This window comes from Sphingosinicella terrae (genome assembly GCF_003347635.1).
Lineage (GTDB): Bacteria > Pseudomonadota > Alphaproteobacteria > Sphingomonadales > Sphingomonadaceae > Allosphingosinicella > Allosphingosinicella terrae.
Map to the genome: position 1 here is coordinate 39,494 of NZ_QDFY01000008.1, position 12,238 is coordinate 51,731.

11 protein-coding genes are annotated in these 12,238 nt (G+C 69.7%); 5 read left to right on the forward strand and 6 right to left on the reverse strand.

Annotated features, from left to right (window positions below):
* Positions 1 to 111: 111 nt before the first annotated feature.
* From DDE10_RS15750 to paaI, 4 genes are all read right to left on the reverse strand, one after another.
* Positions 112 to 1,119, reverse strand: coding sequence for an AraC-like ligand-binding domain-containing protein (locus DDE10_RS15750; RefSeq protein ID WP_114953744.1), 1,008 nt, complete (start codon positions 1,117 to 1,119; stop codon positions 112 to 114).
* 187 nt (positions 1,120 to 1,306) lie between these two features.
* Positions 1,307 to 4,297: a hypothetical protein gene (locus tag DDE10_RS15755; RefSeq protein ID WP_114953745.1), complete on the reverse strand. Its 2,991-nt coding sequence runs from the start codon at positions 4,295 to 4,297 to the stop codon at positions 1,307 to 1,309.
* Between the two features lie 174 nt (positions 4,298 to 4,471).
* A complete protein-coding gene (gene pcaF / locus DDE10_RS15760) occupies positions 4,472 to 5,674 on the reverse strand; it encodes a 3-oxoadipyl-CoA thiolase (RefSeq protein WP_114953746.1) in 1,203 nt (400 codons plus the stop codon).
* A gap of 173 nt (positions 5,675 to 5,847) precedes the next feature.
* A complete protein-coding gene (gene paaI, locus DDE10_RS15765; protein WP_114953747.1) occupies positions 5,848 to 6,273 on the reverse strand; it encodes a hydroxyphenylacetyl-CoA thioesterase PaaI in 426 nt (141 codons plus the stop codon).
* A 47-nt stretch (positions 6,274 to 6,320) separates the two neighbouring features.
* Here paaI and paaG point away from each other — a divergent pair, with 47 nt between their 5' ends.
* The 5 genes from paaG (at position 6,321) to DDE10_RS15790 (ending at position 10,697) form a co-directional block, all read left to right on the forward strand.
* Complete coding sequence (paaG, locus tag DDE10_RS15770) at positions 6,321 to 7,100, forward strand: 2-(1,2-epoxy-1,2-dihydrophenyl)acetyl-CoA isomerase PaaG (RefSeq protein ID WP_114953748.1); 780 nt, start codon at positions 6,321 to 6,323, stop codon at positions 7,098 to 7,100.
* Positions 7,101 to 7,202: 102 nt separating this feature from the next.
* Positions 7,203 to 9,221 (forward strand): phenylacetic acid degradation bifunctional protein PaaZ, encoded by a 2,019-nt coding sequence (gene paaZ / locus DDE10_RS15775; RefSeq protein WP_114953749.1) that lies wholly within the window; start codon positions 7,203 to 7,205, stop codon positions 9,219 to 9,221.
* Positions 9,218 to 9,808: a DUF6624 domain-containing protein gene (locus DDE10_RS15780; RefSeq protein ID WP_114953750.1), complete on the forward strand. Its 591-nt coding sequence runs from the start codon at positions 9,218 to 9,220 to the stop codon at positions 9,806 to 9,808. The genes paaZ and DDE10_RS15780 overlap by 4 nt, the downstream gene beginning before the upstream one ends.
* A 95-nt stretch (positions 9,809 to 9,903) precedes the next feature.
* A complete protein-coding gene (locus tag DDE10_RS15785; RefSeq protein ID WP_114953751.1) occupies positions 9,904 to 10,212 on the forward strand; it encodes an ArsR/SmtB family transcription factor in 309 nt (102 codons plus the stop codon).
* Positions 10,209 to 10,697, forward strand: coding sequence for an SRPBCC family protein (locus DDE10_RS15790; protein WP_114953752.1), 489 nt, complete (start codon positions 10,209 to 10,211; stop codon positions 10,695 to 10,697). The genes DDE10_RS15785 and DDE10_RS15790 overlap by 4 nt, the downstream gene beginning before the upstream one ends.
* Positions 10,698 to 10,730: 33 nt before the next feature.
* Here DDE10_RS15790 and DDE10_RS15795 read toward each other — a convergent pair whose 3' ends face one another.
* Together DDE10_RS15795 and DDE10_RS15800 are read right to left on the reverse strand one after the other, a co-directional pair.
* Positions 10,731 to 11,723, reverse strand: a complete 993-nt coding sequence (locus tag DDE10_RS15795; RefSeq protein ID WP_162806663.1) for a glucokinase — start codon at positions 11,721 to 11,723, stop codon at positions 10,731 to 10,733.
* 79 nt (positions 11,724 to 11,802) lie between these two features.
* Positions 11,803 to 12,237, reverse strand: a complete 435-nt coding sequence (locus tag DDE10_RS15800; protein WP_114953754.1) for an acetyltransferase — start codon at positions 12,235 to 12,237, stop codon at positions 11,803 to 11,805.
* Position 12,238 lies beyond the last annotated feature (1 nt).

The following is a 12,238-nucleotide window of genomic DNA, read 5'->3' on the forward strand; positions in this document are numbered from 1 at the left end:
TTCCCTTCCGGTCCGAATGTCGTGGCGAGGTTAGCGAGTGCGGCGGCGCGCCGCGTGGTCCGACCGTCTCAATTGATGGACTGCGCGTCCCAGCCGGCCGCCGGACGCGGTTCAGCCCTCGAGCTCGCGCCAGCGGGCGAACTTCTCGTGCGGCTTGTCATCGAGAGGGGTTTCGATCGGCGGCTGCGCCGCGGCCCGCTCGCGCACCGTTCGCGGGCCGAAGCCGAAGGTGCGGCGGAAGAGCCGGCTGAAATGACTATTGTCGTGGAAGCCGTGCAGCCCGGCCAGCTCCGACACCGAGCGCCGTTCGGCCGGGTCGCAGAGCAACCGATAGATGCGGGCGAGTCGGCGGCGCTGGACGTAGGAGGCGATGCCGCCTTCGCGCTCGAAGGCGCGATAGAGGCTCGAGCGCGACGCACCGAGCTCGCGGCAGAGCGAGCCGACCTCGAGGTCGCCGGTGAGATTGCGGGAAATGTAGCGGCGGGCGCGCGATCGCAGGGTCGCCTCGGTAGGCGTCTCGGCGGCCTCGCGCCGGCCGGCCTGCCGCAACGCCCCGGCAAGCAGGTCGCGCAACAACCGCGCCATGTCGGGCAGGTCTCCGGGCGCACAATCCTCGAGCGCCGCGGGAAGATCGCGCAGGAAGCCGGCGAACAGGGCACCCATGCCGCCTCTCAGGACGACGCCATGGACCTCGGCCCCAGGCAAAGCGTCGTCGAGGAAGGCGCGGGGAATGGCGATGGTGATCATGTGAACCGAGCCGGCGGCGATCTTGAGCGGCCGGCTCATGTCCTGCAACGCGATATCGCCGGCTCGCAGGGTCAGCGCGACGCCGTCCGCGTCGCCGACCGCCTGGCCGGTCAGCAGGAATTGCAACGTTATGTCGTCCTTCTGATCGGCGAGGATCAATTCGGGGGTGCGCATGAAGGTGAGCGGCCCGAGATGGATGTCGCTGATCAGGAGCGGCGGCACCCGCCAGGAGCGACCGCGGCCGTCGAAAGCGAACGGATCCGCGGTCTCGAGGTCCCAGAAGGCCATGGCGGCCTGCCAAGTGCGAAAACGCGCTTCGGCCGGCAGGTTGGCCAGATCGAATTCCAGTCGCTCGCGCTGCGGCTCCGTCATGAGATCCCCATCCGCTTGCTGACGGAGAAAGAACGAAATTCCCGCAGCGTCAAGCGTCTCCGCCCGGCCGTCCCGCCGATGGACGGGGCCGATCCCAGGCGGTTCAGGCAGGGTCTTTATCTCAAGTGTCCAAAAGGTCGGGCGACCTATTGGGGAGATTGCAATTTTTGCGACCGGAAGCGGCGCGTCAGAACTCGCCGGCGAGGCCGACCCTGACCAGATTGTTGTCGTGGCCGGCAAGAGCGAAGCCGGCGGTGACGGCGAAGGGCGTCTCGGTGCCCAAGCGATGGGCGATCGATCCGCCGATCGCCTGCTGCCCGCGAAAATGGGTGCCGTTGAGGATCCAGGCGGTCCTTCCACGCTCCGAGGGCATCGGCGCGTAGCCGATCGCCGCCGCGGCGGCGATCCCCGAGCGGGCGTCGCGCCGGTCGATCCGGATCGCGGCGTCGAGCGCGGCGAAATCGCCCGGACCGAAATCGGCGACGGCGAGATTGCCGGCGGCGTCCGCCGTGACGTAGCTCACGGGGCCGACCTGGGCCGCCCGGCTCGCCGGCGAGGCGAGGCCCGCAAAGGTGTAGGTCGAGGCCGACGAGCCGAGCGAGACCTGGCCGGCACGGGTGGCGACGGCATTCTCGCCGATGGCGACGCTGCCGTCGGCGCCGGCGCTGGCATTGGCGCCCAGCGCGATCGCCGAGCGTCCCTCGGCCCGGCTCTCGCTGCCGATCGCGACCGCGCCGGTACCGGCGGCGACATTGTTGTAGCCGAGCGCCACCGCCCCCTGCCCGGTCGCGATATTGGGATCGCCGATCGCCACCGCGCCATTGCCCGAGGCGATATTGCCGGCGCCGATCGAGACGGCGGCGCCGTCGCGGGCGATCGCGCCGGTTCCCAAGGCGACGGAATTGGCGCCGCTGGCATTGGCGCCCGAGCCGAGCGCGATCGCATTGGCGCCGCTCGCCGTCGGCCGGTCGCCGCTGCCGTTGATCGCCAGATAGTCGGTCCGCTCCAGCGCTTCCTCGGCGGAAGCCTGAGCGGTCTCCGCGACGGTCAGGGCGTTGGCGGCGACGGCGCGGGCGAGCGTGGCGTTGTCCGCCGCGAGCGCCGCCGCCTGTTCGGCCGCATTCGCCCGGTCGCGGGCCTGCACGGCGACCTCCTCCGCCGTGGCCGCATTGGCCAGCGCCGTCTCGGCGATCTGGCGCGTGGCGGCGCCGCCGGCCACCGCCTGCTCGGCAAGATCCTTCGCCTCGTCAGCACGGAGCTGGGCGGCGTTCGCGACGAGGCGCGCGGATACCGCTTCCGCCCGAGCATCGGCGGCCGTCTGCTGGGCAGCGGCGGCGTTGCCGAGCGCGGTGTCGGCCGTATCCTGCGCCGTCTCGGCGGTCGTCTGGGCCCGCGCCGCATCGGCCAGCGCCGTGTTCGCCGTCGACTGGGCTGTCGCGGCGTTGGTGAGCGCAGAGTTGGCGGTGCTCAGGGCGCCATTGGCCGTGGTTTGGGCCGTTGCGGCATCGTTGACCGCTATGTTCGCCCTATCGTGGGCGGTCGCCGCTTCGGTGCGGGCGAGATCGGCCGTATCCTGGGCCGCCGCGACACCCTGATTGGTGGCGAACAATTGGGCGCCGGTGACAGCGTCGGTGCTCGTCGTTGAGAGCGACCCTGCGGCCACATTGACGATCCGGCGCTGCAGCGCGCTGCTGCCGACCGACACGGTGTCGGCTACGTTGGCGACGGAATCCTGGCCCAGGGCGACCGAATTGACCGCCGTCGCGCTCGCCTGATCGCCGACCGCCGTCGCGCCCGCGGCCTCGGCCGCCGCCTGCTGGCCAAGCGCGATGGCGCTGGAAGCGGTGACGCGCGAAAGGCCGCCCAAGGCGATCCCGCCGCCGGCCGTCGAGGCGACCTCGGCATCCGATCCGATTGCGATCGAGTCGCCTCCCGCTGCCAGCGGGCCGGGGCCGCCCAAAAAGCCGCCGCCGATCGCGATCGCGTAATTGCCCGTCGCGCGTGCGTTGAAGCCAAGGGCGACCGCGCCGCTGGTCGTGGCTAGACTGCTCCGGCCGACGGCGGTGGAACGCGCGCCCGAGGCGAGTGCCGATCGGCCCACGGCGGAGCTGTCGACGCCCGATGCGGTGCTGGACATGCCGAAGGCGGAGCTGTCCACGGCCGAGGCGATGCTCAACACGCCGAAAGCCGAGCTGGAACTGCCGGTCGCGGATGCCCTTGCGCCGGCGGCGGTGCTGTCGATGCCCGTGGCGACCGCCTGCGCCCCGAGCGCGCTGGCCAGATTCTGCTCGGCGCGGGCGCCGGCCCCGATCGCACTCGCGCCGTAGCCAAAGGCCCTCGATGTCTCGCCCGCATCGACGTTTCCGTCGAGATCGGCGTCGAACCAGCCGCCGATGGCGACGGCGCTGGGCAGGTCGGCCACGCTGAGCGAGCCGATCGCGATCGCATCATTGGCCAGGGCGTCGGCGCTTGCGCCCAGAGCGATGCTGCGGCTCCCTTGGGCAAAGCTGGCGAATCCGGCGGCGAAGCCATCGATTCCGGTGACGAGGGCTTGCGTTCCGAGCGCGGTCGCGCCCGCGGCCTGGGCCTGCGCGGCCGCGCCGAAGGCGCTCGCCCCCTGCCCTACGGCCAAGGCCGTCTCGTCAATTCCAAAGAAGCCGTCCCCGTTCCGATCCAGCCAGCCGCCGACCGCCGTGCCGCCGGACTGAAGCGCAGCGCTGTTGACGCCGACGGCGAGGCTGCCCTGGCCATCGGCCTGAGCGCTGCCGCCGACGGCAGTGCCGCGAAGCCCCAGGGACTGGGATCCGGCGCCGACCGAGGTCGAAAGCGTACCCGTCGCCAGGGACGAGGAACCGAGCGCAGTGCTGAACGTGCCCGACGCGACCGCGGTGGAGCCGATCGCCGTCGACTCCGCCCCGGTCGCCCCCGCCACCGACCCGACCGCGGTCGAGAGGTCGCCGGCGGCGCTGCTCGACTGCCCGTAGGCGGCGGCGCTGTCGCCCGAGGCCGAGCTGCCGGTTCCGCAGGCGGTAGAGCCCGTTCCCGACGCCGTGCCGGAGCCGCAGGTCTGCGCCCATGAGGGCGCCGGCATGAGGCACAAGGCGGCCACGATGGCGACGGGCGCAACGCCGGCGCGGACCGCGTGTCGCGCGGCCGCATTGGATCGAACAGACGGCATGATTCACCTCCCCCGATCCCGCAGAGGGAGCGCCCCGTCCCGGCGGGACCCAAGACAGAAGGCGTGGGCGCCGGAGGAGGCTAACATTCGCCGGCGGGTCTCTCAACGCGGGCGACACCCACCCAATAGGGTGGTGAGCCACGCACAAACCGGATCAGGCCGGGGCGCCGCCGGTCACACCCGCTCGATCACCATGGCGATGCCTTGCCCGACTCCGATGCACATCGTGCACAGGCCGTAGCGCCCGCCGCTGCGCTGCAGCTCCTCGGCAGCAGTCAGGACGAGGCGCGCGCCCGACATGCCGAGCGGATGGCCGAGCGCGATCGCGCCGCCATTGGGATTGACGTGCGCGGCATCGTCGGGGAGCCCGAGCTGGCGCATCACCGCCAGGCCCTGGGCGGCGAAGGCCTCGTTCAGTTCGATCACGTCCATCTGGCCGATCTTCAGCCCGAGGCGGGCGAGCAGCTTATCCGAGGCGGGCGCCGGGCCGATGCCCATGATCCGCGGCGGCACGCCGGCGACGGCGGCGCCGACGACGCGCGCGCGCGGCGTGAGGCCGTTGCGCTTCGCGGCTTCCTCGGTGGCGACGATCATCGCGGCGGCCCCGTCATTGACTCCGGAGGCGTTGCCGGCCGTTACCGTGCCGTTCGCGCGGACGATGGGCCGCAATTTCGCCAGCGCCTCGACGCTGGTCGTGCGCGGATGCTCGTCCCTGTCGACGATGACGGCATCGCCCTTGCGCTGCGGGATCGAGACCGGGACGATCTCGGCCGCGAGCCGGCCATTGGCCTGCGCAGCGGCGGCGCGCGCCTGGCTGCGGACGGCGAAAGCATCCTGATCCTCGCGGCTTATCTGGAACTCCTCGGCCACGTTCTCGGCCGTGCTCGGCATGGTGTCGTCGCCATAAGCGGACTTCATCTTCGGATTGACGAAACGCCAGCCGATCGTGGTGTCGTACATCTCGGCATTGCGATCGAACGCGCTGGTCGCCTTGGCCATGACGAAGGGCGCGCGGCTCATGCTCTCCGATCCGCCGGCGACGATCATGTCCGCCTCGCTGCCGCGGATCACCCGCGCCGCCATCGCCACCGCGTCCATGCCCGAACCGCACAGGCGGTTGAGGGTGACGCCGCCCGAACGGTCGGGCAGCCCGGCGAGCAGGGCCGCCATGCGGGCGAGGTTGCGATTGTCCTCGCCGGCCTGGTTGGCGCAGCCGTAGATGACGTCGTCCAGCTCGTCCCAGTCCATGTCCGGGTTGCGGTCGATCAGCGCCTTGATCGGGATGGCGGCAAGATCATCGGCGCGGACAGGGGCGAGGGAGCCGCCATAGCGGCCGATCGGCGTGCGCACGGCGTCGCAGATGAAAGCTTCGGTCATGAAGGGTCCAAACTCGCTACTGGAGGTGGTCGTGACGGAGTGTAGTTTGTTGTTCCGCAAGAAGCGAGGGAGGGAGCGATGTAGGTGCATCGTGACCGACCGAGCGACGCAGCCGGGCAGCAAAGGACACCCGCCGCTTCGCGGTCGGCCTCCTCCAGTAGCGGGTTTGGATCCTACTCTCCGATCACGGATCCGCCGACGCTCCGGGAGAAGCCCTGGAACTCGGCAATGGCGCGGCCTTCCTGCGTCCGCACGGTGACGTTGTAAACGCCCGACCGGCCGACCAGCGCCTGCTCACGGGCTTCGGCGACCAGCACCTCCCCTTCCCGCGCGGCATCGAGGAAGACGATCGAGGCCTGGGCGGCGACGGTCTTCACGTCGCGGCTGTTGCAGGCATAAGCGAAGGCGGTATCGGCGAGGGCGAAGATCATCCCGCCATGGGCGGTGCCGTGGCCGTTCAGCATGTCGCGTCGCAAGGCCATGCGGATGCGGGCGTAACCCGCGCGCGCCTCCTCGATCGCGATCTGCCAGGCGGGGCCGGTGCCCTCGGCGGCGAGCATGTGCGCGGCGATCGTTGCGGCGCGTTCGTCCTCACCCATCACAAGCTCCTTGGGTTAGCCGACCGATCGGTCTATGAATTGCCGCCATGACCTACGAGACGATCCTGTTCAACCTCGAGGACGGCATCGCCCGCCTCACGCTCAATCGGCCTGACCGCCTCAACAGCTTCACCGTGCAGATGCACGAGGAAGTCGCCGAGGCTCTCAGCCAGGCCGCCCAGGCGCGCGTGCTGGTGCTGACCGGTGCCGGCCGCGGATTCTGCGCGGGCCAGGATCTGAACGATCGCGCCGTGGCGCCCGGGGAAGCCGTCGACCTCGGCGATTCGGTGGAGGTGCGCTACAATCCGTTGATCCGCGCCCTCACCTCGCTGCCGATGCCGACCATCGCCCGGGTGAACGGCGTCGCCGCCGGCGCCGGGGCCAATATCGCTCTGGCCTGCGACATCGTCATCGCCGCCAGATCGGCCAGGTTCATCCAGTCCTTCGCCGCCATCGGCCTCAGTCCCGACAGCGGCGGCACCTGGGTGCTGCCCCGGCTGGTCGGCCAGGCGCGCGCCCTCGGCCTGACGCTGACCGGCGAGCCGCTGCCGGCGGACCAGGCGGCCGAATGGGGGATGATCTGGAAGTCGGTCGAGGACGATCGGCTCGACGAGGAGGTGGATCGGCTCGCGACGAAGTTCGCGAACGGCCCCACCCGAGGCCTCGCCCGCACCCGGCAGCTGATCCGCGAGAGCTGGGACCATAGCCTCGAGCAAGAACTGGTCCGCCAGCGCGATGCGATGCGCGAACTCGGCTATAGCGAGGATTATCGCGAGGGCGTCGCCGCCTTCATGGAGAAGAGGAAGCCGAATTTCTCCGGCAGATGACAACCCCCTCCCGTTCGGCCTGAGCCTGTCGAAGGCCTCCCCTTCCTGGGGACGGGAAAGCAAGGACGGGCTTCGACAGGCTCAGCCCGAACGGAGTGGACATTGAAGACGCTGAAGCTGCTCAATTATGCACGCGACGCCTGGGTCGCGGGAGACGGCTCCTTCGCCGAGATCAGAAGCGCGATCACCGGAGACGTGGTCGCTGAGACCGGCAGCAAGGGCCTGGATTTCAAGGCGATGCTCGACCATGCCCGGGGCGTCGGCGGGCCCGCCCTGAGGCGGATGACCTTCCACGATCGCGCGTGGATGCTGAAGGACCTCGCCAACGCCATCATGGCGCGCAAGGAAGAATTGTACGCGCTCAGCTACGATACCGGCGCGACCCGCACCGACGGCTGGATCGACATAGAAGGCGGCGCCGGCACGCTCTTCTCCTTCTCGTCCAAGGGACGACGCGAGCTGCCCAACCAGCGCATCCTGATCGACGGGGCGATGGAGCCACTGTCGAAGGGCGGCAGCTTCGTCGGCCAGCACGTCTTCACGCCGCTGCAGGGCGTCGCCGTCCACATCAACGCCTTCAACTTCCCGGTCTGGGGCATGCTCGAGAAGCTCGGGCCGACCCTTCTGGCCGGCGTCCCCGCGATCGTCAAGCCGGCTTCCTCGACCGCCTACCTGGCCGAGGCCGCGTTCCGGATCATGATCGAGTCCGGGACGCTGCCGCCAGGCGCGCTCCAGTTCATCGCGGGCTCGACCGGCGACCTGCTCGATCATCTGACGCTTCAGGACGTCGTCTCCTTCACCGGCTCGGCCACGACCGCGATGAAGCTGCAGAGCCACCCGGCGATCGCACGGGAGAGCGTGCGCTTCATCGCCGAGCGGGATTCGCTGAATGCCTCGGTCCTCGGCCCCGATGCCGGGCCGGGAACCCCTGAATTCGACCTGTTCGTGAAGGAGGTCGTGCGCGAGATGACCGTCAAGGCGGGGCAGAAATGCACTGCCATTCGCCGCGCGATGGCGCCGGCGCAGCATATCGACGCCGTCGAGGAGGCACTGGCGGCGCGGCTCGCCAAGGTCAAAGTGGGCGATCCTCGCGAGGAGGGCGTGACGATGGGCGCGCTCGCCAGCCGGGAGCAGCTCGAGTCGGTGCGCTCGGCGGTGGCGGAGCTGGCGCGATCCGCGCGGGTCGTCGCCGGCGATCCCGACGCCTCGCCGGTTGCGGGCAACGGCGCCTTCATCCAACCGATCCTGCTGCGCGCCGACGATCCGTGGGGCAGTCCTGCGGTCCACGACGTCGAGCCGTTCGGCCCGGTCTCGACGATCATGCCCTATCGCGATCTGGACGACGCGATCGCGCTCGCCAATCGCGGCATGGGATCGCTGGCGCTGTCGCTGTTCACCTTCGATCCCGCCGTGGCGGAAGAATTCGTGCTCGGCTCCGGCGCCTATCACGGCCGCATGATGATCCTCGACCGCACGTCGGCGAAGGAATCGACTGGCCACGGCTCGCCGCTCCCCGTCCTCGTCCATGGCGGCCCCGGCCGCGCCGGCGGCGGCGAGGAAATGGGCGGGATACGCGGTGTCACCCACTACATGCAGCGTACCGCGCTCCAGGGCGCGCCCGAGATGCTGTCGAAGGTGGTGAAGCAGTGGCTGCCCGGCGGCGCCAAGACGGAGGGCGAGGTCCACCCGTTCCGCAAGCGCATCGGCGAGCTTGAAATCGGCTACACGCTCAAGACGGCGAGCCGGCAGGTCAACCTCGAGGATATCGAGCGCTTCGCCCGCTTCACCGGCGACACCTTCTACGCCCATATGGACGAGGAAGCGGCCAAGGCGAACCCGATCTTCGACGGCCGCGTCGCCCACGGCTATCTCATCCTCTCCTTCGCCGCCGGCTTGTTCGTCGACCCGGCGCCGGGTCCCGTGCTCGCCAATTACGGGCTGGAGAATCTGCGTTTCCTGACCCCGCTCTATCCGGGAGACATGATGCGGGTCGAATTGACGGTGAGGTCGATGAGCGTGCGCAATGCCGAAATGGGCGAGGTGCGCTGGGCGGTCTACGTCTTCAACCAGAAGGACGAGATCGTCGCCTCCTACGATCTGCTGACGATGAATCAGCCGTGATCGACGAGGCGCTGCGCCGGGGGCTGCTGGCACTGGCGCGGCGCGACCTCGAGACGCGTGACCGGCTTGCCGCCGCGGGAACGCTGTTCGACGCCTATCATCCGGAGATGCAGGCGGTGCACGAGGCCAATGCCGCGGCGCTGCTGGTCTTCGTCGAGGCCCAGGGCTGGCCGGGTCGGCCGCTCGTCGGCGATGACGGCGCAGAGGCCGCGTGGCTGATCGCGCAGCATGCCATCGGCCTTCCACCCTTCCAGCGTACCTGCCTCCGATATCTCGAAGCCGCGGCCGAAGCGGGAGAGGTGCCGACCTGGCAACCCGCCTATCTGGTCGACCGCATCCTGAGCCTCGAAGGCCGCAAGCAGGTCTACGGGACCCAATTCGACTGGGACGGGAAGGGCGAGATGAGTCCGTTGCCGATCGAGGACGCTGCGGCGGTCGACGCCCTTCGTTCCGCCGTAGGACTGCCGCCGCTCGCGGAGGCGATCCTCGTTCAGCGCGCGAGCGCGAATCGCGACAACCGGCCCGCCGATCTCGCCGAGCATCGGCGCCGAATGCGGGCGTGGGCGCGCCTGGTCGGCTGGCGCTGAGCAAGTCCGAGGGCGACAGGGTTCCGGCCTGGGCCGACCTGGCGCCGAACTCCCGATCCTTGACATCATCGGTAAGTGTCGACTAACGGTAAGTCATGACTAACGCTAATGCCTTCGCGGCTCTTGCCGAGCCGATCCGGCAGACGATCCTCGAACGGCTTGCCGAGCGGCCGATGGCGGTCGGCGAACTGGCGGAGGGCCTGCCGGTGACGCGTCCCGCCGTGTCCCAGCATCTCAAGGTGCTCAAGGAGGCAAGGCTGGTTCGCGACGAGGCGCAGGGCACGCGACGCATCTACAGCCTCGATCCGGCCGGCCTCGGGCCGCTCCGGGCTTGGCTCGACCGGTTCTGGGACCAGGCGCTCGCCGCCTATGTCGACGCCGTTGAAAGGGAGGATATGAAATGAACTTGGAAGCGCAGCGCATCAGCCCCGCCCCGATCCGCAAGACGCTGCGGGTGAAGGCGCCGGTCGAAAAGGCCTTCGATACCTTCGTGGCGGGGATGGGCGGCTGGTGGATCAAGAGCCACTCGCTGCTGGCGGCGGCGCAGAAGGACGTCGTCGTCGAGCCGCGGACCGGCGGCCGCTGGTACGAGATCGGCGAGGATGGCAGCGAGCAGGATTGGGGCAGGGTGCTGGCTTGGGAGCGGCCGGGGCGGCTGGTGCTGGCTTGGCAGCTCGACGCCGAGTTCGATTACGATCCGGGTCTCGAGACCACCGTCGAGTTGCGCTTCACGGCCGAGGCGGACCACACGATCGTCGAGTTCGAGCATCGTGACCTGGAGCGCTTCGGAGAGCGCGCCGTCCAGGTGCGCGGCGACGATGACAGCGGCATGGACGGCGGCTGGAGCCAATTGCTCGCAGGTTATCAGCACGCCCTCGAGACCGCCTAAATTCCCCGTCGAGACCAGGAGACGGATCGGGTTTCAGGCGGCCTGGCGGCCAGGCGTCGCGAAGTCGTGGCGCGCGCGCATCGCGGCCGCGACGCCGTGCAGACGGGCATTGTCGTCCGCGGCGAAGCTGACCGGCACCAGCTCGAGCGCCTTCTTCATCCGTCCCTTGGCGGTGAGGGCGGAGCGGAAGCCGCCGCGGTCGAGCAACGGGACGAGGCCGCGGAGCATCGGGCTGACCAGGAAGACGCCGTCGAAGGCGCCGGTGCAAAGCACCATGTTGCCGACGAACGAGCCGAGCACGGCGTTGAACTGCTCGACGGCCTCGGCCGCCAGCGCGTCGCCGCGGACGGCGGCGGCGATGATCGTCTCCGCGGCCGGCGGCTCCCCCGCCCTCCCCTTCGACTCCATCAAGTTCGCGTAGATGAACTGCAGGCCGAACGAGGCGAGCAGCCGCTCGAAAGAGACATGGCCGTGACGGCCGCGGAGCTTGGCGAGCAGGGCGTCCTCGCGGGCATTTTGCGGGGCAAAGCTGCTATGCCCGCCCTCGCCCGGGATGACGGTGACGGCGCCGTCGTCTCCGATCGACAGCGTCGCCATGCCGAGGCCCGGGCCGGTCCCCACGACGAGGAAGCGGCGGCCGGGTGCGGGCGCCTTGGGCGGAAGCACGCCGATCCGGGTCAGCCGGCTGGTGTCGACGTGGGCCAGCGACCAGGCGATCGCCTCGAAATCGTTGATGAGCAGCGGATCGCGCGCGAGGAAGGCGCGAAGTCCGCTGACGGAGATGTACCAGCGGCAATTGGCCAGGCTGATCACGTCGCCCCCGGTGACCCCGGCGACGGCAAGGCCGAGCGGCAGACCGGCGCTGGAGAGCCGGTTCTCGCGCGTATAGGCCTGGAGGGCGTCGGTGAAGGTCGGGAATTCGCTGGTCTTGAACTGGCGCACGGCATCGAGGCGGCGACCGTCGCCGTCGGAAATCAGGCCGAACGAGACATTCTCGCCGTCGATGGCGCAGACAAGTTGTGTCACTTTTGTGATCCTCTCCGAACGCCGACCTACGGTTGTTACGGTAAAGGAAGGTTTAAGGGAGCGCTCACATCGGGAGAGGTCACCGGCGCAGGTGGAGGATCGGATAAGGCTTGCCGGAGGAATCGCGCTCGGCACGCCCCACCCTCCTGAAGCCGCGCGCCAAGTAGAAGGCGACGGCGCCCGCATTCTGCTCGTTGACGTCGACATCGACGCTGCCGTGACGCGCGCAATGATGCTCGACGAGCGCCGTTCCCACACCCTCCCCGTGGACGGAGGGATCGACGAACAGAGCATCCAGGCTGGCTCCCGTCGCGCCCATGAAGGCGATGGGGCGGTCGTCCGCATCGACGGCAACCCGGATGTCGGCTGCGGGCAGATACTGGTCCCGAACGATCGCCGCGAACTCGGCGAGGTCGCCGGGGCTGACGAACTGGTGGGTCGCCGCCACCGCCGCCTCCCAGATCGCGAACAGGGCCGGCGCCTCATCGGGACGAGCGCGGCGGATGCGGACCATG

Excerpts from the sequence above, each read along its gene's own strand:
- DDE10_RS15800 (WP_114953754.1), bottom strand. The coding sequence starts at position 12,237 with ATGGTCCGCATCCGCCGCGCTCGTCCCGATGAGGCGCCGGCCCTGTTC.
- DDE10_RS15755 (WP_114953745.1), bottom strand. The coding sequence starts at position 4,297 with ATGCCGTCTGTTCGATCCAATGCGGCCGCGCGACACGCGGTCCGCGCC.
- DDE10_RS15785 (WP_114953751.1), top strand. The coding sequence starts at position 9,904 with ATGACTAACGCTAATGCCTTCGCGGCTCTTGCCGAGCCGATCCGGCAG.
- paaI (WP_114953747.1), bottom strand. The coding sequence starts at position 6,273 with ATGGGTGAGGACGAACGCGCCGCAACGATCGCCGCGCACATGCTCGCC.
- pcaF (WP_114953746.1), bottom strand. The coding sequence starts at position 5,674 with ATGACCGAAGCTTTCATCTGCGACGCCGTGCGCACGCCGATCGGCCGC.
- paaG (WP_114953748.1), top strand. The coding sequence starts at position 6,321 with ATGACCTACGAGACGATCCTGTTCAACCTCGAGGACGGCATCGCCCGC.
- DDE10_RS15790 (WP_114953752.1), top strand. The coding sequence starts at position 10,209 with ATGAACTTGGAAGCGCAGCGCATCAGCCCCGCCCCGATCCGCAAGACG.
- DDE10_RS15750 (WP_114953744.1), bottom strand. The coding sequence starts at position 1,119 with ATGACGGAGCCGCAGCGCGAGCGACTGGAATTCGATCTGGCCAACCTG.